This is a genomic window from Klebsiella sp. KTE92 (assembly GCF_000398905.1).
Classification (GTDB): Bacteria; Pseudomonadota; Gammaproteobacteria; order Enterobacterales; family Enterobacteriaceae; genus Klebsiella; species Klebsiella variicola.
In genome coordinates, this window is the sequence record NZ_KB976100.1 from 3,679,988 (window position 1) to 3,705,570 (window position 25,583).

At 56.8% G+C, this 25,583-nt stretch carries 20 protein-coding genes and 2 pseudogenes; 9 read left to right on the forward strand and 13 right to left on the reverse strand.

Features of this window, described 5'->3' with window-relative positions; translation table 11 throughout:
* Positions 1–7 precede the first annotated feature (7 nt).
* On the forward strand, positions 8–577 hold the full coding sequence (locus A1WC_RS08245) for a DedA family protein (protein ID WP_008804042.1): 570 nt from the start codon (positions 8–10) through the stop codon (positions 575–577).
* Positions 578–609: 32 nt separating this feature from the next.
* Here the strand turns inward: A1WC_RS08245 and mdtQ are convergent, their stop codons facing one another.
* On the reverse strand, positions 610–2,049 hold the full coding sequence (gene mdtQ / locus A1WC_RS08240) for a multidrug resistance outer membrane protein MdtQ (RefSeq protein ID WP_016161544.1): 1,440 nt from the start codon (positions 2,047–2,049) through the stop codon (positions 610–612).
* 128 nt (positions 2,050–2,177) lie between these two features.
* Between mdtQ and A1WC_RS08235 the strand changes: the two genes are divergently transcribed.
* On the forward strand, positions 2,178–2,912 hold the full coding sequence (locus tag A1WC_RS08235) for a class I SAM-dependent methyltransferase (protein WP_008804040.1): 735 nt from the start codon (positions 2,178–2,180) through the stop codon (positions 2,910–2,912).
* Positions 2,913–2,945: 33 nt separating this feature from the next.
* On the opposite strand, the gene A1WC_RS08230 is transcribed toward A1WC_RS08235, so the two are convergent.
* The 5 genes and pseudogenes from A1WC_RS08230 to dusC all read right to left on the reverse strand — a co-directional run bounded on the left by A1WC_RS08230 (position 2,946) and on the right by dusC (position 10,003).
* Positions 2,946–4,340 (reverse strand): glycoside hydrolase family 1 protein, encoded by a 1,395-nt coding sequence (locus A1WC_RS08230; protein ID WP_016161545.1) that lies wholly within the window; start codon positions 4,338–4,340, stop codon positions 2,946–2,948.
* A gap of 15 nt (positions 4,341–4,355) precedes the next feature.
* Positions 4,356–6,330, reverse strand: a pseudogene (bglF, locus tag A1WC_RS08225) (PTS beta-glucoside transporter subunit IIABC).
* Between the two features lie 30 nt (positions 6,331–6,360).
* Entirely contained in the window at positions 6,361–7,194 is an 834-nt protein-coding gene (gene bglG, locus A1WC_RS08220; protein ID WP_002912842.1) for a transcriptional antiterminator BglG, read from the reverse strand.
* 155 nt (positions 7,195–7,349) lie between these two features.
* Entirely contained in the window at positions 7,350–8,714 is a 1,365-nt protein-coding gene (locus tag A1WC_RS08215) for a carbohydrate porin (RefSeq protein WP_016161546.1), read from the reverse strand.
* Positions 8,715–9,070: 356 nt separating this feature from the next.
* The gene (gene dusC, locus A1WC_RS08210; RefSeq protein WP_012541036.1) at positions 9,071–10,003 is read right to left on the reverse strand and encodes a tRNA dihydrouridine(16) synthase DusC; all 933 of its coding nucleotides are present in this window, start codon (positions 10,001–10,003) and stop codon (positions 9,071–9,073) included.
* A 358-nt stretch (positions 10,004–10,361) separates the two neighbouring features.
* On the opposite strand from dusC, the gene A1WC_RS08205 reads away from it, so the two are divergent.
* The 6 genes and pseudogenes from A1WC_RS08205 (at position 10,362) to A1WC_RS08180 (ending at position 15,150) form a co-directional block, all read left to right on the forward strand.
* A complete protein-coding gene (locus tag A1WC_RS08205) occupies positions 10,362–10,766 on the forward strand; it encodes a CidA/LrgA family protein (protein ID WP_004201620.1) in 405 nt (134 codons plus the stop codon).
* Complete coding sequence (locus tag A1WC_RS08200) at positions 10,756–11,451, forward strand: CidB/LrgB family autolysis modulator (RefSeq protein WP_008804035.1); 696 nt, start codon at positions 10,756–10,758, stop codon at positions 11,449–11,451. The genes A1WC_RS08205 and A1WC_RS08200 overlap by 11 nt, the downstream gene beginning before the upstream one ends.
* Before the next feature lie 128 nt (positions 11,452–11,579).
* Complete coding sequence (gene cdd / locus A1WC_RS08195; protein ID WP_012967554.1) at positions 11,580–12,464, forward strand: cytidine deaminase; 885 nt, start codon at positions 11,580–11,582, stop codon at positions 12,462–12,464.
* Positions 12,465–12,756: 292 nt separating this feature from the next.
* On the forward strand, positions 12,757–13,488 hold the full coding sequence (gene sanA, locus A1WC_RS08190; protein ID WP_008804033.1) for an outer membrane permeability protein SanA: 732 nt from the start codon (positions 12,757–12,759) through the stop codon (positions 13,486–13,488).
* A gap of 114 nt (positions 13,489–13,602) precedes the next feature.
* Positions 13,603–14,707, forward strand: a pseudogene (locus A1WC_RS28560) (HipA domain-containing protein).
* Entirely contained in the window at positions 14,704–15,150 is a 447-nt protein-coding gene (locus tag A1WC_RS08180; RefSeq protein WP_012541033.1) for a helix-turn-helix transcriptional regulator, read from the forward strand. Before A1WC_RS28560 ends, A1WC_RS08180 begins: the two are co-directional and overlap by 4 nt.
* A 41-nt stretch (positions 15,151–15,191) precedes the next feature.
* On the opposite strand, the gene mglC is transcribed toward A1WC_RS08180, so the two are convergent.
* From mglC to folE, 6 genes are all read right to left on the reverse strand, one after another.
* Positions 15,192–16,202, reverse strand: a complete 1,011-nt coding sequence (mglC, locus tag A1WC_RS08175) for a galactose/methyl galactoside ABC transporter permease MglC (protein WP_002912871.1) — start codon at positions 16,200–16,202, stop codon at positions 15,192–15,194.
* A 15-nt stretch (positions 16,203–16,217) separates the two neighbouring features.
* A complete protein-coding gene (mglA, locus tag A1WC_RS08170; RefSeq protein ID WP_008804029.1) occupies positions 16,218–17,738 on the reverse strand; it encodes a galactose/methyl galactoside ABC transporter ATP-binding protein MglA in 1,521 nt (506 codons plus the stop codon).
* A gap of 118 nt (positions 17,739–17,856) precedes the next feature.
* On the reverse strand, positions 17,857–18,855 hold the full coding sequence (gene mglB / locus A1WC_RS08165; protein ID WP_008804028.1) for a galactose/glucose ABC transporter substrate-binding protein MglB: 999 nt from the start codon (positions 18,853–18,855) through the stop codon (positions 17,857–17,859).
* A 296-nt stretch (positions 18,856–19,151) separates the two neighbouring features.
* Complete coding sequence (gene galS, locus A1WC_RS08160) at positions 19,152–20,174, reverse strand: HTH-type transcriptional regulator GalS (RefSeq protein WP_012967553.1); 1,023 nt, start codon at positions 20,172–20,174, stop codon at positions 19,152–19,154.
* Positions 20,175–20,329: 155 nt separating this feature from the next.
* Entirely contained in the window at positions 20,330–21,487 is a 1,158-nt protein-coding gene (gene yeiB / locus A1WC_RS08155; protein WP_016161548.1) for a DUF418 domain-containing protein YeiB, read from the reverse strand.
* Positions 21,488–21,502: 15 nt separating this feature from the next.
* Positions 21,503–22,171: a GTP cyclohydrolase I FolE gene (gene folE / locus A1WC_RS08150; protein WP_008804025.1), complete on the reverse strand. Its 669-nt coding sequence runs from the start codon at positions 22,169–22,171 to the stop codon at positions 21,503–21,505.
* Positions 22,172–22,532: 361 nt separating this feature from the next.
* Here folE and fghA point away from each other — a divergent pair, with 361 nt between their 5' ends.
* On the forward strand, positions 22,533–23,366 hold the full coding sequence (gene fghA, locus A1WC_RS08145) for an S-formylglutathione hydrolase (protein ID WP_008804024.1): 834 nt from the start codon (positions 22,533–22,535) through the stop codon (positions 23,364–23,366).
* Positions 23,367–23,436: 70 nt separating this feature from the next.
* Here the strand turns inward: fghA and cirA are convergent, their stop codons facing one another.
* Positions 23,437–25,410, reverse strand: a complete 1,974-nt coding sequence (cirA, locus tag A1WC_RS08140; RefSeq protein WP_016161549.1) for a catecholate siderophore receptor CirA — start codon at positions 25,408–25,410, stop codon at positions 23,437–23,439.
* Positions 25,411–25,583 lie beyond the last annotated feature (173 nt).

The window sequence follows — 25,583 nt, forward strand, 5'->3', positions numbered from 1 at the left end:
GCTGTTTATGGATATCAATCACCTGATTTCCCAGTATGGCTACGCGGCGCTGATCGTCGGCAGCATGGCGGAAGGTGAGACCATTACCCTGCTGGGCGGCGTCGCAGCGCATCAGGGGTTACTGAAGTTTCCCCTGGTGGTGATCGCCGTCGCCCTCGGCGGGATGATTGGCGATCAGCTGCTCTATCTGGTCGGCCGCCGCTTCGGGGGACGCATTCTGCGCCGTTTCGCCAGCCAGAAGGCGCGAATACGTAAAGCGCAGCGCATGATCCAGCACCGGCCGTGGCTGTTTGTCATCGGCACCCGCTTTATGTATGGCTTCCGGGTAATCGGCCCCCTGCTGATCGGCGCCAGCCGCCTGCCGCCGCGCATTTTCCTGCCGTTGAATATTGTCGGAGCGCTGGTGTGGGCCCTGCTGTTTACCACCATTGGCTATCTCGGCGGCGAGGTGGTTGGCCCGTGGCTGCACCATCTGGACGCCCATCTGAAGCACTGGATCTGGCTGATCCTCGCGGTAGGACTGGTGGTTGCCGCCCACTGGTGGCTCAGGCGGCGAGAAAGGAAGAAGAAAGACTAAACGGCGCCCCCGCAGGCGCGCCGTTGCGCCGGTTATTTCACGCTCTGGTGATAGCCGCCGCCGAGAGCAGAAGTCAGCTGAATGCTGGCGTCAATCCACTGGCCGTGCAGGCGCAATGCGGTAATGCGCTCCTGCAGCGCCGGGAGCTTCGCCATACTGACTCTGGAGCCGGGTAAGATCCCCGCCGCCATTCGGGCCTGCGCCAGGTTCACCACCCGCTGGGCGTCTTTTTCAACCTGCTGCTGCTGCTGGCTTTTGGCCATCAGCGTCTCGACCTGGCTGGCGGTTTTCGCCACCTGGTTGACGGCATCCACCACCGCTTTGTTGTACTGCGCTATCGACAGGCTGTTCTGCGCGCTGGCGATATCCAGATTGGCATTGAGGCGGCCGCTGTCAAAGATCGGCAGCGTCAGTCCGGCGGTGACGCCCATCTGCTGCGCCGAGTGACGGAAAAGATCGCTTAAGTGCAGGGCATCCTGCTGCAGGAACGCCATCAGATTGATGTCGGGATAAAACGCCGCTTTCGCCGCGTCCACTTCGCTCAGCGATGCCTCAATGTACCAGTGAGCAACCTGCAGATCCGGGCGGCGCGCCAACAGCTCATAGCCGAGGGTATCAGGCAGCTGCGCGCTGACCGTCGGCAGGCTGACCGGTTTGAGGTTCAGCGACTGGCTCTGGCTGTTGGTCAGGGCCATCAGGCGCGCTTCAATCTCTTTCATCGTGCCCGCCACGTCCGCCAGCTGCTGGTCGGTTTTGCTGACGTTAATATCGTTCTCCGCCCCTTCGGCGGAGTTGGTGATCCCGCGCTGCAACAGGGCCTTGTCGACCGTCACGATATTATTTTGCTCACCCTTCACCTGCTGCAGCACTGCTTTAATCGCCGCTTCCGTCTGCCACTGCCAGTACAGGCGCGCCACGCTGCCAGAAAGCAATTCGCGGGTCTGGGCCTGCTCCGCCACCTGGGCTTTCAGCTCGCCGATGCGCGCTTTCACCAGCGCGCGGTTTTTACCCCACAGGTCCAGATCCCAGCTAGCGGTCAGGCCGAAGGTGCCGTTGGTGTACCACGGGCCGGTATTGCCGTCGGTGTCGGTGGCGAACGGCCCCATCAGGCCTTCGGCCGACATGCGCTGGCGTTCAACATCGGCGGAGAAATCCATCTCCGGGCCAAGATTCGCCTGCGACATTCGCGCCTGCGCTTCGGCAAGCCTGATGCGCTGTTCGGCAATTTGCATATCCGGCGCATTGGCGAGTGCGCGCTGAATCAGATTATCCAGTTGGGCATCGTGGTAGTCTTTCCACCAGTCGGTCTGCGGCCAGCCATTTTTCACGGCGGCAGGGAGATCCATGGAAACATGGGAGGCTGGAATTTGCTGCTGCGGCGGATTAGCAACCTCATGAGATGGCGCGCAGCCAGCCAGCGCGATGGCCAGGGGCAATGCCGCCAGCACGCTTTTATTTAATATCAATTTCATTAGACAGGTCAGATAACTTAATCAGGTTGGTTATCATAAGTTAATTGAATTAAACGCGTTTAGTAAAGCGTGTGACTAAATTATTAGTTAGCTAAAAATAAACAACCTTATCAATTCAAGGGATGAATATGAGCCAGAATATTTATGACGACCCGCAGTTTTTTGCCGGCTATGCGACCCTCGATCGCTCGGTGAAGGGACTGGATGGCGCACCGGAGTGGCCTTCCCTGCAGGCAATGTTGCCGCCGATAACCGGTTTGCGGGTGGTGGATCTCGGCTGCGGCTACGGCTGGTTTTGCCGCTGGGCACAGCAGCAGGGAGCCAGCCAGATAACCGGTTTTGATATCTCCCAGCGCATGCTGGCGCAGGCGCGGGAGATGACCCGCGGGGATGAGATTGTCTACCGCTGCGCCGATCTGCAAACCCTGACGCTGCCCGCCAACAGCTGCGATCTGGTCTACAGCTCGCTGGCGCTGCATTATTTACCGGACATTGCCCCGCTCTTCGCCACCCTGCAGCAGGCGCTGGTTCCCGGCGGCACCCTGGTCTTTTCCGCCGAACATCCCATCTATACCGCCCCCTTGCAGCAGGGCTGGCGGGTGGATGACCAGGGACAGAAAAGCTGGCCGGTCAGTCACTATCAGCAGGAGGGTGAGCGCGTCAGCAACTGGTTTGCCGAGGGCGTCATCAAGCAACATCGCAAGCTCTCAAGCTGGATAAACGCGCTTATCGCCGCGGGTTTTGTGCTGGAGCAGCTGGATGAGTGGGGTCCGAGCGCCGAACAGATTGTCCAACAGCCCGCCCTGGATGAAGAGAAAGAACGTCCGATGATCTTTTTACTGCGCGCGCGTAAACCGGGCTAATCCCCCGCCCGGCGATGGCCGGGCGGGCATGCTTTACGCTTTCAGGCTGGCGCCGCGGCTGGCAATCACCTCTTTATACCAGTCAAAACTCTTCTTCTTACTGCGCGCCAGGGTGCCGGTGCCGTCATCATGACGGTCGACATAGATAAAGCCATAGCGCTTCGACAGCTCCGCCTTCGAGGCGCTCACCAGGTCAATCGGCCCCCAGCTGGTAAAGCCCATCAGCTCAACGCCATCGTCAATGGCTTCCCGCGCCTGCACCAGATGGTCGTTCAGGTAACTGATGCGGTAGTCATCGTTAATGCTGCCATCGGCTTCCACCTTATCCTTGGCGCCCAGACCATTTTCCACGATAAACAGCGGCTTCTGATAGCGATCCCACAGCACGTTCAGCAGCGTACGCAGGCCCAGCGGGTCTATCTGCCAGCCCCACTCCGAGCTCGCCAGGTGCGGGTTCGGCACCATGCTGAGAATATTGCCGCGCGCCTGCTGGTTCAGCGCCTCGTCGGCGGTGACGCAGCCGGTCATGTAGTAGCTAAAGGAGATAAAGTCGACGGTGGTTTTCAGCGCCTCGCGATCGGCATCGGTGATGGTGAGCGTGATGCCGTTGTCGCGGAAAAAGCGCTGCATATAGCCCGGGTACGCGCCACGCGCCTGCACGTCGCCAAAGAACTGCCAGCTGCGGTTCTCCTGCAGCGTCTCAAACACATCTTCCGGTTTGCAGCTCAGGGGATACATCAGCCCGCCGAGCAGCATATTGCCGATTTTGCCCTCGGGCACCAGCTCGTGACAGGCTTTAACCGCCAGGGCGCTGGCCACCAGCTGGTGGTGAATCGCCTGATACACCTCGCCTTTGCTGCTGCCGGCCGGCAGGCCGACGCCGGTCATCGGGGCATGCAGCGACATATTGATTTCGTTAAAGGTCAGCCACAATTTGACCTTATTTTTATAGCGGCTGAACACCGTGCGGGCGTAGCGCTCAAAGAAACCAATCACCTCCCGGCTGCCCCAGCCGCCGTAGTTTTTTACCAGCGCCCACGGCATTTCATAATGCGACAGCGTCACCAGCGGGGTGATGTTGTGCTTCGCCATCTCGTCGAACAGCTTGTCGTAGAACGCGAGACCGGCTTCGTTGGGCTCGGCGTCATCGCCGTTGGGATAGATGCGGGTCCAGGCGATGGACACCCGCAGGCAGTTAAAGCCCATCTCGGCGAACAGAGCGATATCTTCCGGGTAGCGATGGTAAAAATCGATCGCCACATCCTTAATACCGCTGTCGCCGGGTACGCGCTCGACCACCTCGCCGAACACGCCGTGCGGCTGCACATCGGAGGTGGATAAGCCTTTGCCCTCTTCCAGATAAGCCCCTTCCACCTGATTCGCCGCGGTCGCGCCGCCCCATAAAAAATCCGCCGGGAATGTTTTCATCTCTCTCTCCTGTGATTAATGGCTGACTGACAACAGCGGCTGGCCGGCTTCGACGGCGCTGGACGCCACCGTATCAATTTCCCGGTAGTCGTCGCTGTTGCTGATAATGATCGGGGTCGCCAGGTCGTAACCGGCATCCAGAATCGCCTGACGATCGAACTCAATCAGGAGATCGCCGGCCTGCACCCTGTCGCCCTCTTTGACATGTGCGGTAAACGGCACGCCGTCGAGTTTGACCGTGTCGATGCCGACGTGGATCAACAGCTCAATGCCGCTGTCGCTTTGCAGGCCGATGGCATGTTTAGTCTGAAACAGGGAAGCCACTTCGCCCGGGAACGGCGCAATCACTTGGCCCACCGCCGGGATAATGGCTACGCCTTTGCCGAGCAGGCCGCTGGCGAAGGTGCTGTCCGGCACCTGCTCGAGGGCGATAACGCTGCCGCTCATCGGCGCCAGAATATCGTTTGCCGAGGCCGGGGCTACCGTCACGGCGCCCGGTGCAGCGCTGGCGCGCGGCATGCCGGCGAAGAAGGTCAGTACGCAGGCGAGCACGAAAGCCACGCCGGTGCCGATAAGCCCGCCCCAGACGCTGGCGTCAATGCCGCCGGGCGGGATCATCTGCGCCGGGAAAAAGATATTCGGCACACCGAATGAGTAAGCATGGCTATTACTGAAGGCAGTGATCGCCCCGCCGATGGCACCGGCGATACAGCCGAAGATAAACGGACGACGCAGCGGCAGGGTCAGACCGTAGATAGCCGGCTCGGTGATGCCAAACAGCCCGGCAGAGAAGGCGGAACCGGCCAGCATCCGCTGACGCGCATCGCGGGTGGCCAGCAAAATCCCCAGAACCGCCCCCACCTGGGCAATCACCGCCGGAAGAATAATCGGCAGCATGGAGTCGTGACCAAGTACTGTCATGTTGTTGATCATCAACGGCACCAGCCCCCAGTGCAGGCCAAAAATAACGCACACCTGCCACATGGCGCCCAGTACCGCGCCCGCCAGCCATGGGGCAAACGCATAAATGAACTGGTAGCCGTTGGCCAGCAGATGGCTCAGCCAGGTGGCGACCGGGCCAATCACCAGGAAGGTGAGCGGGACCACCACCGCCAGGCAGATCGCCGGGGTGAAGAAGTTTTTCATCGATGACGGCAACAGCGCGTTGCTCTTGCGCTCCAGCCAGCAGCAGACCCACGAGGCGAGAATAATCGGGATCACTGACGAGCTGTAGTTGATAAAGGTCACCGGGATGCCGAGAAAGTGCTCCACCGCCGCGCCCGGCGCCTGGCTGGCCTCAAAGGCCTGAATCATCAGCGGGTGGGTTAACGCCCCGCCAATCACCATCGAGATAAACGGGTTGCCGCCAAACTTCTTCCCGGCGGTATAGCCAAGGAACAGCGGGAAGAAAAAGAACAGCGCGTCGCTGGCGGCAAACCAGATTTTATAAGTCCCCTGCTCCGGCGTAAGCCAGCCGCAGGTCACCGCCAGCGCCAGCAGGCCTTTCAGCAGACCGGTCGCCGCCATCACGCCGATAAACGGTGTAAAAATGCCGGAAATGATGTCGATAAGCTGGCTTAACACCGATCCTTTGGCCGCTTTTTCCCCGGCAACCGGTTCGCTGTCATCGCTTAACCCCGCCTCCTGGCGCACCGCCAGCCAGACGTCGTGAACGTGGTTGCCAATCACCACCTGAAACTGGCCACCGCTCTCCACCACCATAATGACGCCCGGATTGGCCTTCAGCCCTTCAGCATCGGCTTTGCCGTTATCTTTCAGTTTAAAACGCAGACGTGTCGCACAGTGAACCAGACTCACAATGTTCTCTTTGCCGCCGACGCGGTTGAGAATATCCTGCGCGAGTGCTTTATATTCCATGCTCTTTTCCTTACTGCCGCTGCCCGCAGACAACCGGCGACTGAGTAGTAAAAAATAAAAAAACCCGAGAACCACGCCGGTGGGCGTCGCGCTCAGGTTTTGCCTGCATCATGCAGTAACAATCCAGTTTTGTTGGGGGGAATTAACGCCCCTCTTTTCTTACCCGTTCGATATGAATGGCAAGAAACATAATCTCTTCGGTGGTCAGCGACCGCTGATACTGCTTTTGCAGATGCGTCGCCACCGTTTCCGCACACTTCCACGCTTTAGCGTAGTTATCTTTCACCGCGCTGTGCAGCGAGACGTCGTCATCTTCCACCACCGTGCGCGTCAGCATCCGCTGGGCGAAGAACTTGAGATGAGTGACAAAGCGCTGATAGCTCAATGACTCTTCGTCATAGTTAAGCTGCAGCTGATACTTCACCAGCTGCAGGATCTCCTGCATCACCCGGGTCACGTGCATGACCTCCGGCATTTCGCTGTTGAGCTGCGCCGTCACCAGATGCAGGGCGATAAATCCGGCTTCATCCTCCGCCAGCTCCACACCAAGCCTTTTGGCAATAATGGCCCTTGCCTCCTGACCCAGCGCGAACTCCTTCGGATACAGCCGCTTAATCTCCCACAGCAGCACGTTACGCAGTGCGATGCCCTTTTTCTGCCGCTCGATAGCAAAATGACAGTGATCCGTTAATGTGATGTACAAACTTTCCTGTAGCTTGCCCAGCCGCCCGCGTGCCAGGTCGATAATGCGATCGCAGGTGGTCATCACTTCTAACGGTATCTGACTGAGTAACTCACCTAAGCGGCCTACCAGTTCATCGCTCTGTAAGGCGAAGACTTTTTCAATTTTACTGTCGTCCAGCACGTCGCCCGGGCGTTTCTGAAAGGCCAGCCCTCGCCCCATCACCACCTGTTCGCGCCGGTGCTCGTCAAGAACCACCACCACATTGTTATTGAGTACTTTGGCGATTTGCATATAGACCCCAGAAACAAAAAAACCTGACCCCCGACGAAACGCCAGGTGATCAGGTTTTGCCTGCCGCAGCAGTTGCAATCCAACACCCGCACTGTAACAACTTCTGCTGCGCGCTCAACCTGACAAGTGTAAAAACGTGATTAAGATCGCGACTATCAGAAAGTCACCACCGTTTTCCACTCCACCACCCATGCGTCCTGGGTCTGCGCAACGCCGCCCGGACGGTGCCAGTACTGCAGGCCCGGCTGCAGCTCCAGCCAGGAAACCGGGCGGAAGCGATAATAGAGCTCGCCGTTCAGCGAATGACCGGCCACCGGCTGGTAAGCCGGATCGTTATAGTCGGTGGCGCCGCTGAGTTGATTCATATAGCGCTGGTTACGTGCGTAGTGGCTGCTCATGTCGATCCACGTCAGACCAAAGCCAATCCAGTCCTCCGGGCGGGCGTCAAACAGCCCGCGGTAGCGCATGGAGGCGGCGACGGCGGAGTGGATATAGTTGCTGCGCTGGTCGCTGAGGCTGCCGCTCAGCGAGACGCTCATCCCCCGCAGCGGGTCGTCGGCGTGGCGGGTGATCTGCTGGTTCAGGCCGGCGTACATAAACCAGGTGCTGTCGTGCTCGGCGTAGCCTTGCGGATCGGTCGCCCCGGCGCCGCCGGATTTGCCGCTGTAGAGGTCGGTTTGCGGCGCGTTGGTCCAGACCACACCCAGGTTATAGGCTCCCGGCAGGCCATTCATCAGCGGACGGGTTTCGATCTCCATCGGCAGTAAAATGCCTTTGCTGCCCTTCGTCGACCCGCTCCAGGCGTGACTGCGCGCGGTAGCCTGCGGGTTTTGCTCCATCACCCCGCCTTTCAGGGTGACCGTCGGCCTCAGCTTGTACTCCAGGGTGGTGCCCCAGGTGTGGATGTTCCAGTTATTCCAGGTCAGCGAGTTGGCCGATTTCCCACCGCACTGGGTCAGTAGCTGAAAATCGCAGGGAATGATCTGGTCGAAAGTTTGCACCTTGTTCATCATGCCGATGCGCCAGGTCAGGCGACGGTCGTCAAAGCTGCGGGCAAAGGTCAGCCAGCCGAGGCGGGTGATCGACCCGCCGCCCCAACTCTCCTGCGACAGATCGTTGAAACTGACCCGCGGATCCTGCAGCCGTTTCGTGGTGAGGTTATCATCGTGGTTACGGTTGACGATGTTGCCTTCGAGACGCGCATCCGGTATGCCGGTCCAGCGCTCCAGATCCTGAGTAAAGGTCAGCGCCACCTGGTCAATATAGGCCAGGTGTTTATCATGGTCGTAACCGCCGCCGGCGTTGTAGGCCATCTCGTTAAGATACCCGAGATTATAATGAAAGCCGTTCTCTTCGAGGATCGGACGAATGCCCAGCATATCGCCCAGCAGCCCCTGCTGCCCGGCTTCGAACCCCAGCACGCTGCCGTTCCAGGCCGGAGTTTCCGCGGCGCTGACGGCAGGCACCATTGCCGCCAGCGCCGCGCCGATCAAAAGCTGATTTATTTTTTTGTTATGCATTGTGATATCCACCGTGACTGAATAAAAACAAAGGGGATCCCCAGGTTATTTATTTACCTGTTTTCTTTTTTAAAAAATGAATGGCAAAGGGCGTCCGCCGGTAATAAAACCGCGACGATGCCAGAGAAAAAGTTAATTACAACCCATTGTTTTACATAACCATTTTTTCACCATTGAATTTTAGCCAAAAAAAAACCTAAGCACTTTCCGCCACGAATGACGAAAATGCTTAGGTTTTGCCTGGGTTCAGTAGCAATCCTGAATTGATTGACCGCACATTATCACTTTATTCAACTCATGCCTACCAGCAATAGGCAGGCAAGTAATAATATGTGAAGCAAATAACAGTATGGTGTTTAATAGCGGGCGATGGCCGCCGCTATTTCAGCAGATGTTTGCAGGGCGCGAATTTCATTAAACAGGGTCAGCGCCTCACTATATTCCTTGCGTAAATAGCCTAACCATTGCTTAATTCTCGCCACATGATACAGACCGGTGTCGCCCTGCTTTTCCAGGCGGGTATATTTTTGCAACAGCTGAACCACCTGCGGCCACGGCATGCGCGGTTCGTTGTATTTGATCACCCGGCTGAGGTTCGGTACGTTGAGCGCCCCGCGGCCAATCATCACCGAATCGCAGCCGGTGACGGCCATACAATCCTGGGCGCTTTGCCAGTCCCAGATCTCGCCGTTGGCCACCACCGGAATGGTCAGACGCTGGCGGATCTCACCGATCGCCTGCCAGTTAATGCGTTCGGCTTTGTAGCCATCTTCTTTGGTGCGGCCGTGAACCACCAGCTCGCTGGCCCCGGCCTGCTGCACCGCATCGGCGATTTCGAAGCGCCGTTCGCCGCTGTCCCAGCCGAGTCGCACCTTGACGGTCACCGGCAGATGATCGGGAACCGCTTCGCGCATGGCTTTCGCACCGCGATAGATCAGCTCCGGATCTTTCAGCAGCGTCGCCCCGCCGCCGCTGCCGTTCACCAGCTTAGACGGACAGCCGCAGTTTAAATCCACCCCCCACGACCCCAGCTCCACCGCGCGGGCGGCGTTTTCCGCCAGCCACTCGGGATATTGTCCCAGCAGCTGGACGCGCACGCGGGTGCCGGACGGCGTGCGGCTCTGATGATGCAGTTCCGGGCACAGCCTGTAGAACGATTTTACCGGCAGCAGTTGATCCACCACGCGCAGAAATTCGGTGATGCACAGATCGTAATCGTTAACCTCGGTCAGCAGCTCGCGCACCAGCGAATCGAGCACGCCTTCCATCGGCGCCAGTAGAACACGCATATCGTTATCCGGAAAAAAAAGAGGCGCTATGGTAGCGCCTCCAGGCATTGGTGGAAAGCGCTCAATGCGTCCGGCCTGCCGTACGCCATTCCCCGTTCGGCGAATGCGGCAAAGCGAGGAGATAATCTCTATGCTTTACAGGAGTCTGCGGCGTCTCATGCCGCCTTTATTTGCCGCGCCTCGTTCAAAAAGGTAGCGTGGGACTCCATATACCCTAAGCTGCGAGCTGTCGGGTCCTGCCGGGAGAGGCTATTGTTCCCGTACGCTATCAGCGCTATGCGTAGAATTCATGATGTGATCGGTAGCACATTTTAGGGATTAATTGTATGATGAATGCACTTCATCAAGGGTTATTACCATGAGTAAATCGCTGACTATTATCTGGCAGTACCTGCGGGCCTTCGTCCTGATTTACGCCTGCTTATACGCCGGAATTTTTATCGCCGGACTGCTGCCCATCACTATCCCCGGCAGCATCATCGGCATGCTGATCCTTTTCGTGCTGCTGGCGCTGCAAATTATGCCGCCGCAGTGGGTCAATCCTGGCTGCAATATCCTGATCCGCTATATGGCGCTATTGTTCGTGCCCATCGGCGTCGGCGTGATGCAATACTGGGATCTGCTGCGCGCCCAGCTGGGGCCAGTCGTCATCTCCTGCGCCATCAGCACGCTGGTGGTGTTTGTGGTGGTGAGCTGGAGCTCTCACCTGGTGCATGGCGAACGTAAAGTGATTGGGCAAAAGGAAAAGAAAAATGATGCATGAAATCTGGTGGTCGCTGCCGCTAACCCTGATCGTCTTTTTTCTCGCCCGCAGGCTGGCCGCCCGCTTTAAGTTCCCGCTGCTCAACCCGCTGCTGGTGGCGATGGTAGTTATAATTCCGTTTCTGCTGCTGACCGGGATCTCCTATGAGCGTTATTTTGCCGGCAGCAAAGTCCTGAACGATCTGCTGCAGCCGGCGGTGGTCGCGCTGGCCTTTCCACTGTATGAGCAACTGCACCAGATCCGCGCGCGCTGGAAATCAATCATCACCATCTGCTTTATCGGCAGCTGCGTGGCGATGATCACCGGTACTACCGTCGCCCTGCTGATGGGCGCCACGCCGCAAATCGCCGCCTCTATTCTGCCTAAGTCGGTCACTACGCCAATTGCCATGGCGGTCAGCGGCAGCATCGGCGGTATTCCGGCCATCAGCGCCGTGTGCGTGATTTTTGTCGGCATCCTCGGCGCGGTATTCGGCCATACGCTGCTTAACCTGATGCGCATTCGCACCAAAGCGTCACGCGGCCTGTCAATGGGTACCGCCTCGCACGCCCTCGGCACCGCCCGCTGTGCGGAACTGGACTACCAGGAAGGGGCGTTTAGTTCGCTGGCGCTGGTGCTGTGCGGGATCATCACCTCGTTGATGGCACCGTTCTTATTTCCGCTGATCCTCGCGGTGGTGGGATAAATTGTGATTTAAATCACATTTTTTAATGCAACAAATCAAAGTTGCATAAACAATGAGATATTCGTCACATATGAGACTGCTGGACGCCCGTACACTGGCTTCCCATTACATTGTTATGAGGCAACGCTATGCACTCACGTTTTCAAGCTGCTTTGACGACTCTGGCAGCAGACCTGCAGGCGGCCATCGCCCCGATGCTCGCCGACCCGCACTTCCCGGCGCTGCTCGAAGCCGATCAGGTGGCGACGCTGCAGCAGGCGACAGGTCTGGACGAAGACGCGCTGGCCTTTGCGCTACTGCCGCTTGCTGCCGCCTGCGCGCGCGCCGACCTTTCTCATTTTAACGTCGGGGCGATCGCCCGCGGCGTCAGCGGCCGCTGGTACTTTGGCGGCAATATGGAATTTCTCGGGGCGACCATGCAGCAGACCGTTCACGCCGAGCAGAGCGCCATCAGCCACGCCTGGCTGCGCGGCGAGACCTCCCTGCGCGCTATTACGGTGAACTACACGCCGTGCGGCCATTGCCGTCAGTTTATGAACGAACTGAACAGCGGACTGGCGCTGCGCATTCATCTGCCGGGCCGCGAAGCGCATGCCCTGGAGCACTATCTGCCGGACGCCTTTGGTCCGAAAGATCTGGAGATAAAAACCCTGTTGATGGATGCACAGGACCATGGCTACCCGGTGAGCGGCGATGCCCTGACCCAGGCAGCCATTCAGGCCGCCAACCGCTGCCATGCGCCCTACAGCCACTCGCCCTCCGGCGTGGCGCTGGAGCTGAAAGACGGCACCATTTTCAGCGGCAGCTATGCGGAAAACGCGGCGTTCAATCCGACGCTGCCGCCACTGCAGGGGGCGCTGAATCTCCTGAGCCTCAACGGCTATGATTATCCCGCTATCCAGCGGGCAATCCTCGCGGAGAAAGCCGACGCGGCGCTGATCCAGTGGGATGCCACCGTCGCCACCCTGAAGGCGCTGGGCTGCCAGAATATCGAGCGCGTCCTGTTAGGTTGATCAGCCTGAGCAGATTGCCGGATGACGGTTTCGCCTTATCCGGCCGACCTGATATACCGTCGACCTGATATACCGAGATGTTGTCGGGTGGCGCTACGCTTACCCGACCTACGGTTCGCGCCATGGCGAGCTGAAGATCACTATGCCGGGTGTCGGCTCACGCCTTACCCGACCTGCGTTCGGCGATCTGTCTATATTGCTGAAAATCCCCGCAATCAAACGCGGGTTTCTTGCGCTTACCCGGCGGGTAAAGTAGCCTGAAGACTCCGTTGTCTATTATTGAGCCAAGTTCATGTTAAAGCGTGTGTTCTACAGCCTGTTAGTCCTGCTCGGCCTGCTGCTGTTGACCGTGCTGGGCCTTGACCGCTGGATGAGCTGGAAAACCGCGCCCTATATCTATGATGAGCTGCAGGACCTGCCCTACCGTCAGGTCGGCGTGGTGCTGGGCACCGCCAAATATTACCGCACCGGCGTCATCAATCAGTATTACCGCTACCGCATCCAGGGCGCGCTGAACGCCTACAACAGCGGCAAGGTCAACTATCTGCTGCTGAGCGGCGATAATGCTCTGCAAAGCTACAATGAACCGATGACCATGCGTCGGGACCTGATTAAAGGCGGCGTCGATCCTGCCGATATCGTGCTGGACTATGCCGGCTTCCGTACGCTCGACTCAATCGTCCGCACCCGCAAAGTGTTCGATACCAACGACTTCATTATCATCACCCAGCGCTTCCACTGCGAACGGGCGCTGTTTATCGCCCTGCATATGGGGATCCAGGCCCAGTGCTACGCGGTGCCGTCGCCGAAGGATATGTGGAGCGTGCGGCTGCGCGAGTTCGGCGCCCGCTTTGGCGCGCTGGCGGACCTCTATATCTTCAAACGGGAACCGCGCTTTCTCGGCCCTCTCATCCCGATTCCGGCTCAACAGCATGACGTACCGGATGACGCCCAGTCCTACCCGGCAGTCACTCCGGAGCAGCTGCTGGAACTGCAGAAAAACACAAAACCCGCCAATGAGTGATATAAGATGCATTAATCATGCGATGCCAAAACAATGCGTATTATAAGTAACGTTAATTGCATGAATGCTCTTTAATGAGTAATATTTCACTCATCATCCTTTTTGGAGGGCGCGATGGAAACATTAACGGTACAAGCCTTTCTCAATGCGGAGTGGCAAGACATTGCGTTGATAAAATTCCCCGGTAGTGAGCAAGGGGACTGGTTTACAACACAAATCGACTATCTTACCGATTACGCCATCGACTTTCTGGAACGCGATGACTTTCACGCCGTGTCGCTCAACCATCCCGTTTCGCTTTATTTTGAGGATCACGGAAATCCTGGATGGTTAAGATTTATAGACGATATCATTCCAAGCGGCGCCAGCCGACGTTACTGGGTTAACTTTTTAGATATCAGTGAACTTCCTCAGGGCCAGCAGAATTTCATCTTGCTCAAATTCGGCACGATGTCGCCAGTGGGAAATTTACGCATTAAAGACTCGGTGCCGGACTGGGATAGTCTGGCAAGCAGTAAAACGTTCTCTGTCACTGATGTCATGAATCGTGCCAGTGATTTTCTCGACTATGACCAGGAACGAGGAGCCGCAGCAGGAGGGGCTACATTATCCCTCTCTCTGGTTGCCGCGATTTGATATCAGAAGAGACGGTGATGGCCGGATAATGAGATTGGGAATGGAGTCAGTCTATTCTCTGTTACAAAAAGCGCCAGCGACGATACTTGATCATGAAACCACGCTGCGGATCCTAATCGAAAAGATCACATCCAGTAATATGGTAAGAGTACAGAATTATCGCTTTGATGTTCAAGGATTTATCATCGATTGGGTACGTCGAGACTTATTAAACATTATTTTTGGCAATAGTGATAACCATGGACGTAATACTGCATTTATGAAAGCAGATAATGAAATTATCCTTGCGCCAATCTACGATTTTGCACCAATGAAAGCCGACCCGGAAGGTATACCGCGCACGATGAAGTGGTCATTAGCCTGCGAATCAGGAGGCGAATATAACTTTGGCGCCATCGCACAAGCTTTGGCTGAATGGATCACCCCTGACACATTGCTTAATGCTTTAAGTGAAACCGCATCTCAACTCGTTGATTTACCATCCCGTCTTAAAGTACGCGGCGTTCCTGTTCAGATTCTGGAAATGCCATCAATTGGTTTTAAATTTATACCTGACAAACTCGCTCGCTGGGGGCTGTTATGAAGACCCTGAATAAAAAAGAAACAGAAATCCAAAATACCTTAGCCAGGCTGCGGGCGGATAACCCACCATCCCTACCCGCCACCGGGGTAACGGCTACGGAAAAAAAAGCTCGTTCAGAGATAAGCAGACAACGCGTCTCGGCTGGTTTAAAAAAAGTCAAAACGGTCGATCGTCAGGCGGTCATTCACGCCATTATCCATGACATCATGCTAGGCGCCATCAGCCAGGGAGAGGCCCTGAAAAAACTGAGAGTAGAAGTTCTGGGTTTACGCCAGGATGAATATGCCCGGCTAGTGGATGTCTCTCGTAAGACCTTATCTGATGTGGAAAATGATAAAGGCAATTATTCTGCCGAGATCATTAATAAAATCTATAAGCCGTTTGGCCTTGAAACAGGACTCGTCCCTATTTCTAAAACACTTATTTCTTCTCTATTTAAATAGTAAAAACCCGCGCCAGGCGCGGGTTTTTGATGCGTTCAATCTTATTTCTTACGGGCGTATTTCAGGGAGTCCAGCGCCACGGCGAAGATAATAATCGCCCCCTTAATAATGTACTGCCAGTAAGGGTTGACGCCGATATAGGTCAGGCCGTAGTTGATGACGGTGAAGATAATCACCCCTGTCACCACGCCGAATACGGTCCCTACCCCGCCGCTGAACGAAACGCCGCCCACCACGCAGGCGGCGATGGCGTCCAGTTCGTACATAAAGCCGAGGTTATTGGTCGCCGAGCCGATACGCCCGGCTTCCAGCAGGCCGCCGAAGGCGTAGAACACCCCGGAGAGGGCATAGATCATCAGCAGGTTCAACGCCACGTTAACCCCGGAGACTTTCGCCGCTTCCGGGTTACCGCCGATAGCGAAGATGTTTTTACCAAAGCGCGTCTTGTTCCACAGGATCCAGACAAAGAAGACGGCAATCAGCGCGTAGAAGGTAATGTAGGACAGGCGGAACGAGCCCAGCGCCACAAACCCCTGGGCAAAATGGGAGAAGTGGCTGTCAAAACCGGAGATCGGCGACGCGCCCACGAAGTCGTAGTACAGCGAGTTAATGCCGTACACGATGATCATAGTGCCGAGGGTGGTAATAAACGGCGTCACGTTCAGGTAGGCGATGACGATCCCGTTAATCAGGCCGATGACCGCCCCGATGGCGCACACCAGCAGGATCACCAACGGGATCGGCATGGTCGCCATATCCGGGAACACCTTGTTGGCATTATCCACCGCCTGCAGCATGGTGGCGGCAATCACCGCCGCCAGTCCCACCTGACGGCCGGCGGAGAGGTCGGTCCCCTGCGTGACGATAAGTCCGGCCACGCCCAGGGCAATAATAATACGCACCGAAGACTGAGTCAGGATATTACTCAGGTTGAGCAGACTTAAAAATGTCGGATCCTGGAAAATAATAATGGCCAACAGGACCAGAAGGACGACATATATCCCACCCTCTTTCAGGTAAGTGAGAAAACTCTTTTTATTTAACGCACTCATGTGAAGCCCCTGATCTTAAAGGTGCAATGACGCAAGACGCAGTATTTCGTTTTGCGTGGTGGTTTTAGTCTCTACAATGCCCGCGACAAGGCCATTGCTCATCACCAGAATGCGGTCGGTAATCCCCAGCAGTTCCGGCATTTCGGAAGAAATAATAATGATCCCTTTGTCTTTTTTAGCCAGCTCGGCAATCAGCTGGTAGATCTCGAATTTGGCGCCGACGTCGATACCGCGCGTTGGCTCATCCAGCATCAGGATCTCCGGCTGGGTCAGCAGCCAGCGGCCTATAATGACCTTTTGCTGGTTACCACCGGAAAGCGAACCGATCTGCGTATGCTGGCCGGGGGTTTTAACGCGCATCGAGTCAATAACCCACTGGGTGTCGCTCTTCATTCGCGAGTTATCCAGCAAGCCGATGCTGTTTTTATATTTCTTAATATTGGAGATCAGCGAGTTAAAACCGATATCCAGATAGGCATAAATCCCGGTGGAGCGCCGCTCCTCGGTCACCAGTGCAAAACCGTGGTTAATCGCCTCGTTGGCGCTGTGGTTGTTGATCTTCTTACCGTGCAGGGTGATGGTGCCGCTGGCCTTCTCACGGATCCCGAACAGGGTCTCCACGATGTCGGTACGTTTAGCGCCTACCAGGCCGGCGATACCGAGAATTTCGCCCTTATGCAGATCAAAGGAGACATCGCGAATGGAGGGTTGACGCAGCGAGGTGAGATTGCGCACCTGGAGGATCACTTCTCCCGGGGTATTTTCGCGATCCGGAAAACGCTGGTTGAGCGAGCGCCCGACCATCATGGCGATAATCTTGTCCATATCCAGCCCTTCCAGCGGCTGGGTGGCGATCCACTGGCCGTCGCGCAGGATGGTTATTTCATCGCACAGCTGGAAAATTTCTTCCATTTTATGCGAGATATAGACGATACCGCAGCCGCGATCTTTCAGCTTGCGGATGATCTTAAACAGATGGTTGACCTCTTTTTCCGTCAGCGATGACGTCGGCTCGTCCATGATGACGATTTTGGCGTCATAGGAAAACGCCTTAGCGATCTCAATCATCTGCATCTGGGATACCGATAAGGTACCGACGCGGGCACGCGGGTCGATATCAATATCCAGCTCATCAAAAATGGCCTTGGTATCCCGGTACATTTTGTCCTGATCGACAAACATGCCTTTGGTGGGATAGCGTCCGAGCCACATGTTATCCATGACTGAACGCTGTAAAACCAGGTTTAATTCCTGATGCACCATCGATATACCGTTTTCCAGGGCTTCTTTCGCCGAATGGAAATCGATCTCTTTTCCCTGAAAAAGAATGCTACCGGAATCTTTTTGATAGATCCCAAAAAGGCATTTTAATAATGTCGATTTGCCGGCGCCGTTCTCACCCATTAACGCATGAATGGAGTGCGGACGAACCTTCAGGTTGACATTATCAAGAGCCTTGACGCCAGGAAACGATTTGTTGATGTTGGTCATTTCCAACAAATATTCGCCTGACCGTTCGCTATTATTGCTGACCATAGTTATACCTGGCTGCGTTCATGCACGCCCCGTCCGGCGCAATTACGCCAGCAGGAGTCTGGTTCTGTATCAGGAATAATCGGGCGTGGTTAAACCACGCCCGCAACTCACATCACGATTACTTGCCGGTAAACTGGCTCAGGTTGTCTTTATCGACGCCCACGTACGGTACGCGAACAATCTTGTTGTCAATTTTCCAGTTGGTGCCCGCCGCGGCTTCTTTACCTTCCGCGAGGTTTTTCGCCAGATCGAAGGTCGCTTTCGCCTGGTTGTTGGCATCGTTCAGCACGGTACCGGCCATCGCGCCGGATTTCACCAGTGCCAGCGCTTCTGGCAGGGCATCGACGCCAAACACCGGAATGCTGCTCTTGTTGTGCGCTTTCAGCGCTTCAACCGCGCCCATCGCCATGGCATCGTTGTTCGCGATCACTACTTCAATCTTGTTCGCATTCGGGCCGGAGAGCCAGGCGTCCATTTTGTCTTTCGCCTGCGCGGTATCCCACATGGCGGTATCCAGTTGCAGCTGCTGGGTCTTCAGACCTTTATCATTCAGCTCTTTGATAACGTAGGTGGTACGCGCTTCCGCATCCGGATGGCCCGGCTCGCCTTTCAGCAGGACGAACTGGATCTGACCGTCTTTATTCAGATCCCAGTTCGGGTTGGCTTTCCAGTGCTTGGCGATCAGATCGCCCTGAATAATCCCGGACTCTTTCGAATCGGTACCGACGTAATAAGCTTTGTCATAACTATCCAGCGCTTTGCGGGAAGGCTCTTTGTTGAAGAACACCACCGGAATATTCTGCCCGCGCGCTTTTTCAATCACTGTTCCCGCTGCCGCCGGGTCAACCAGGTTAATCGCCAGCGCCTTCACGCCTTTCGCCAACAGCACGTCAATCTGATCGTTTTGCTTCGACTGGTCGTTCTGCGAGTCATTCATCAGCAGCTGGACGTCAGGCGCGGATTTGCCATCTTTTTCAATCGCCTTACGCACCACCGACATAAAGTTGTCGTCATATTTATAAATCGTCACGCCGATACGGGTATCTGCTGCGTGTGCGGCGGCGCCAAATAACAGACCAGCCATTACAGCAGACAGGGTAAACACCTTCTTATTCATGGAATCTCCGGTTTTATTATGCAGGGTCATTATTGTGAAAAAGTGCGGGCGGGGTTTGTTGCATTAGTGTTACCGCACAACGCATTTCACGACGAAAATTCGGTCTTCCGTGTCGGGTAACGCTCCAGAAAAATACGACTCTAAAACTCGTTTAACGCCTTGTTCCTACTTAAAAAAGTGAGGATAACCCATCACCTCGTGGTTCAGACTGGTAAACGCTGCCATCATAATCAGGCGAATGTTAATATACTGTGAATTTACTCACAAATTGAAAGCGGTTACATCCCATCACCGCTTCAGTTAGTGATCGGCCCCACAGTTTGCCGCTGGGCAACGGAATGACGGCGCACCAGCGTCGGCATAAAGCAGTGCGTTGCCTCGCGATCCAGCTTGCCGGCCGCCCCCAGCAGCGCCAGCTCGGTGGCCAGCTTTGCCATCGACATTACCGGATAGCGCACGGTAGTGAGTTGAGGATCGGTGTAACGGGAAATAGGAATATCATCAAAGCCAATCAGCGACAGATGCTGCGGCACGACAATGCCGTTGTCCTTCAGGGTCGTCAGCGCGCCGGCCGCCATGCTGTCGTTATAGGCGAATACCGCGGTGAGACCGAGATTACGCCCCAGCAGTTCGACCATCGCCGCCTCGCCGCCCTGCATATCCGGGGAGCCAGAACCGACCCAGCTGTCCGGGGCGATGATGCCCTGCTCCTGCAGCGCTTTGCTCCACCCTTCCCGGCGCATATCGTCATCTTCAATGCCGTGGTTTGAGGAGAGATAGCCGATGCGCTGGTGACCGTGATTGAGCAGCATGCGGGTGGCCATCAGCGCGCCGCTGACGTTGTCGAGCCCGACGCAGCGATGGGCAAAGCCTGGCACAATGCGGTTGATCAGCACCATTCCCGGGATATGTTGCATAAAGTCGCTCAGTTCATCATCGCTGAGCGCTTTCGAATGGACAATCAGCGCCGAGCAGCGCTGGCGGATCAGCACCTCGATGGCGTGGCGCTCTTTTTCCGCCTCGTGATAGCTGTTGCCGATCAGCACATACTTCTGATGCTGCTGGGCGACGGTATCCACCGCTTTCACCAGCGCGCCGAAGAAGGCGTCGGAGACGTCCATCACCACCACGCCGATGGTATCGCTCACCTGGGTGGCCAGCGCCTGGGCGTTGGCGTTGGGTCGGTAGCCCAGTTGGGTCACCGCTTTCATCACGGCGTCGCGCGTATCCGGACTCACCAGCGCGCTGTTGTTCAGCACCCGCGACACGGTGGCCACGGATACACCCGCCTGGCGGGCGACATCACGAATGGTGATCATACTCAGCGACCTTAAGAGAATTACAGCACGTCACATTCACCTCCTGTGCTCAGCAAGGAGGCTATTCTGGCAGCGACCCGCGGTCCGCTACGTGAGTGAGGTCACACGGCTGGAAACGTTTACATCCGTTTTGTTAATGATTGTGATCGAGATCGTTATCTGGATGTGTCTTTCAATGATGTGCCTGACGCACGCAGGGTTAACTGACGCCACAGCCATTCCACCGGCCCCTGGCGGAAGCGGCGCAGCCACAGCGATGAGACAAGGAGGTTAACAGCCCAGATGGGGGGAACAAAGGCCAGCAGCTGCAGGCGATCGAAGCGCATAAACAGCCCGAGATGATAAAACAGGGTGGTGCAGATCAGGGTCTGCAACAGGTAGTTGGTCAGCGCCATGCGTCCAACGCAGGCGATAGCGCCCACCAGGCGGAAACGGCACAGCTGCGGCCAGTAACCCCAGGCCAGCGAGGCATAGCCGATAGCCTGCAGGGGGGCGCTCAGTTCGCGCGGCGCCTGCAGCAAAAACGCGCACCAGCGATAGTCCCAGGCCAGATACCACTGGGCGATTATTGCCGGCAGATTCACCGCCATCCCGGCCGCCACCAGCAGCGCCCCCGTGCGCCGGTAGTGACGCAGGCTGAACTGTCCTTTGAGCCAGCCGCTGCGCATCAGCGCCGCGCCCATCAGCATCATCCCCGCCAGCTGCCAGCCATACTGGGCGCCCAGCGCCAGCAGATTGTCCGATAGCATATCCGCCCGGTTGCTGACTGCCTCCATGCCGCCGTGCAGCTTCCAGTACTGCTCATACTGCAGGTTCGCTGCGTCCGGCACCCAGGAGCGATTCGCCGCCGTCCCGGAGATCATCCCCAGCAGCACCAGCACCGCAATGCCGATGAGGTAGAGCACCACCCCGGTATTGAACAGCGATTTGACGTGGTGCGCCTCACGCACCATGCGCCAGCTCACCAGCCCCACCAGGGCGTAGGCCAGCAGAATGTCGCCATCCCAGAAAAAAAGACCGTGAATGAAACCGAGCAGCGCCAGCAGCGTCAGCCGCGACTGGATCCAGCGCTTCCCTCGCGGGAGCAGCAGCTGCAGACCGGCGCCAAACAGCAGTGCAAAGAGCGTGAGAAACTTCACCTGCGCCAGCAAGTCGAGGAGTGCCCATGTCCAGGCATCGCTGAGGGACGCGCTTCCTGACCAGGCAGGATTGAGGTAAGCGGCCTTCGGCAAGCCGAAGGCGCTGATATTGAGAAGCAGGATACCGAGGATGGCGACGCCGCGGACAAAGTCCAGCGTGACATTTCTCTCCATGTACCCTGCTCCGTTTTAGTTGTGGTGACGTACTGCGCGCAGGAATTCCTGGCGGGTATTCTGGCTGGATTTGAACAGGCCACCGAGGGAGGTGGTGGTGGTGGCGCTGGTCGCATCGCGAATGCCGCGCGCCTTCACGCAGTAATGCACCGCGTCAATGGATACCGCCACGTTGCTGGTGCCGAGCAGCGTCTGCAGCGCGATCAGGATCTGCTGGGTCAGACGCTCCTGGACCTGCGGACGCTGAGCGAAAAACTGCACGATGCGGTTGATTTTCGACAGGCCGATCACCGCATCTTTCGGGATATAGGCTACTGTCGCTTTACCATCGATGGTGACGAAATGGTGTTCGCAGGTGCTGGTCAGGGTGATATCGCGCACGGTCACCATTTCATCAACCTTCATTTTGTTTTCAATGACGGTGATTTTTGGGAAGCGGGAGTAATCCAGCCCGGAGAAGATCTCATCGACATACATTTTGGCGATGCGATGCGGGGTCTCCATCAGACTGTCATCACTCAGATCCAGATTCAGCAGTTGCATAATCTCGGTCATATGACCGGTAATCAAACGCTTGCGTGTTTCGTTATCAATTTCTTGTACTGGCGCACGCATCGGCGTCTCCAGCCCACGAGCGACCAGCGCTTCATGAACGAGGACGGCTTCTTTACTCAGTGATGACATTTGGGTTTCTCCTGCAGGTGTGGCGCTCTTTGCTTTTTCTGGGGGCAAAGTTTGTATTCATTGTGCGTGAGGTGGCGCACAGAATCCAGTAGCCGTAACGATAATTATTGAAATTGGCGCTGCCTTTTATTAGGGCCTGAAGCCGCGCCTCAGGCGCGGCGCCAAATCCTTATCGCCGAATCCGGAATGATCTAACCGCTGTACGCATCCATAAGCGCCATCGCTACACCGGTATGTTGGCTATAAGTTGCATTAATGATGCAGTAAGTTCTCAAAAGGAGAAAGTGAAAGTTACTCACCGGCTAATGAAATATCTGTATTATGAACGTTTACGCGCCCCCCCCCTTTCGAGGAGCCTTGCATGGAACTGCTTGAAGAGCATCGCTGTTTTGACGGTCGGCAACAACGCTGGCGTCATCACTCCCCTGTCCTGAACTGCGCCATGACGTTCAGCATTTTTTTACCGCCTGAGCGCGAAACGCCGCCGCCGGTACTGTACTGGCTGTCCGGGCTAACCTGTAACGACGAAAACTTTACCACCAAGGCGGGCGCCCAGCGCATTGCCGCTGAGCTGGGCATCGCGCTGGTGATGCCGGATACCAGCCCGCGCGGTGATGAGGTCGCCAACGATGATGGATACGATCTGGGGCAAGGCGCCGGCTTCTACCTGAATGCCACCGAGGCGCCGTGGGCGGCGCACTATCGGATGTATGATTATCTGCGCGATGAACTGCCCGCGCTGATCCGTAGCGAGTTTAGCGTCGGCGAACGCTGCGCCATCAGCGGCCATTCGATGGGCGGTCACGGCGCGCTGGTAATGGCGCTCAAAAATCCGGGCCGCTACGCCAGCGTCTCCGCCTTTGCGCCGATCGTCAATCCCGGCCAGGTGCCGTGGGGCAAGAAAGCGTTTACCGCCTATCTGGGCGCGGATGAATCGACATGGCAGTCGTGGGACAGCTGCGCGCTGATGCAGGCCAGCCAGCCGGCTGACGCCGTGCCGACGCTGATCGACCAGGGCGATAACGATCCGTTCCTCGCCGGGCAATTACAGCCGGCCGTACTGGCGGAAACCGCCCGCCAGAAGGCCTGGCCGTTAACGCTGCGTATCCAGCCTGGCTACGACCACAGCTATTACTTCATTGCCTCGTTTATTGAAGACCATCTGCGCTTCCATGCGCAGCATCTCTTTGCCTAAACGCCACTGCGCCGCGAAGCAGCTTCACGGCGCATGCTCAGGCCCGCAGGCCACGTTTTAGTGCCGACGATCAGAAGCGATAATCCACCGCCATAAAGTAGCGACGGCCCTCTTCGGTGTAGCTGTAGTCGTCCCGGCTCAGATCTTTATCACCCACGTTCTGCACACCGGAGCGCAGTTTCACGTTTTTGGTCACCTGCCATGCCGCGCCAACGTCAAACAGGGTGTAGCCGCCCGGCGTTTTGCCGGTGGCGCTTACCGCGCGTTGCTGGCCGGTATAGTTGGCCGTCACGTAGAAGGACCAGTCGTCCAGCGGTTTCCAGTCAAGCGTGCCGTTGGCGGTATGGAACGGCAGCGTCTGCAGCGGTTTGTCGCCGCCATTGCTCAGATCGCGGCCATCGTTATAGGTGTAGTTCATCGTCAGCTTCCACTCATCGCCAAACGGGATCTTCACCTCCGTCTCCACCCCTTTGATGCGGGCTTTGTTGACGTTGAAATAGCGGAAGATCGGCACGCGCTTGCCGTTGACGGTTTTCCAGCCGACAAAGTTCGGGTAGCCCGGCGCTTCGCTGGCGCTGGAGGTGCGCAGAACATCGATCATATCGTCGACATTATTCTGGAAGGTGGTGATGCTGCCTTCAACATCCTGCAGCCAGCCCTCTTCCCCACGGTAGTAGAGACCGAGCTCGAAACTTTCACTGGTTTCCGGTTTCAGGTCCGGGTTACCGATGATGCTGCACGACCCGCGGCAGGAGTTGGTGGTCCAGTCGGGGTTAAGCTGCAGCAGCGACGGGGCTTTAAACGCCGTCGCCCAGCCGCCTTTGACGGTGACGGTATCGGTGGCGTTATACACCAGATAGGCGCGTGGGCTCCAGTGATCGCCATAGGTCTGATGGTCGTCCATACGAATGCCGGTGGTCAGCGCCAGCGGCTCGATGATGCGCCATTCGTCTTCGATAAACAGGGCGTACTGACTGGCGGAGGTCGACTGGCCGCCACTGCTCAGGTTGACCGGATCTTTGAGTTTATCGTGGCGCCATTCGCCGCCGAAGGTCACCAGCTGGTTAATCATGTCCAGCGGCAGGACATACTTGCCGTCGATGGCATTGCTTTCCGAGGTGATGGTCCCGTTCTGCCCCGGATTTTTGTTATCCACCTTTTCGCCGTAGAACTTGAGCTCGCTGTTACCCATATCCCAGCGGCCATTATGGCTCAGGGAGTAGTTCTCACGCTCAAGGCGGTTGCGGTCAAGGGAATCGGAATCACGATCCTGACGGTCAAAGCCATAGCCCGCCGTAAAATCATGGTTTTCGCCCGGCGTCCAGGCGAATTCAACATTGCCATCGCGGCTGGTGAAGCCCTCGATGCGCGGCGTCTCGCCGGTGGCGCTGCTGGAAGACTGCGGATCGTCCTTAGCGCGTTTTGCCAGGCTGCCGTAGGCCTTCATCCCGAGCACGCCGTCGATCAGCGGACCGCTGGTGAAGAACTGACCGTTCCAGGTATCGCCGCGATCGCGGTGTTCCTGAATGGTGGTATCGGCGCTCAGCGTCCCGGTCCATTTCTGGCCGATTTTTTTGGTAATAATGTTGACCACGCCGCCGAGCGCATCGGAACCGTAAAGGGAGGACATCGGGCCGCGCACCACCTCGATACGTTCGATGGCATCCACCGGGATCCAGTTCAGGTCGAAGTCATTGTGGCGGAAGACGGCGTTGCGGGAGTTGACGCGTTTCCCGTCGACGAGGATCAGGGTATAGCTGCTGCTCAGACCGCGAATGCTGACGCCCTTGCGGTTATCCCCTTCGTTAGTGAGCTGGACCCCAGGGACATCGCGCAGTACGTCTTTCAGGTTCTGGACGGGCTTACGTTGTAAATCCTGCTGGGTGATGACGCTGATGCTCGCCGGCGCGTCTTTGACGCTCTGTTCAGTGGCCGAGGCGGTCACCACCAGCGTTTCTTCATTTACATCGGCGAGAGCCGGAAACGCCAATGATACGACGGACGCAGACAATCCCGCCCGGATAAAAGGGTTTAACCTGAACATTCCAAATCTCCATGAGGTGTACAACCAAACAAACAAAAAGGTGCTGCTCACACGCGCTGGCGGCCTGTCGCTCTGTCGGCGGCATGCTCGCGCTATTTTCTCGTCGATGTGGCTGGTCGCCCGATGTCAGTCTGACCCAATGGCAGAGACGGGGAGTGGCTTCATCCGTAATG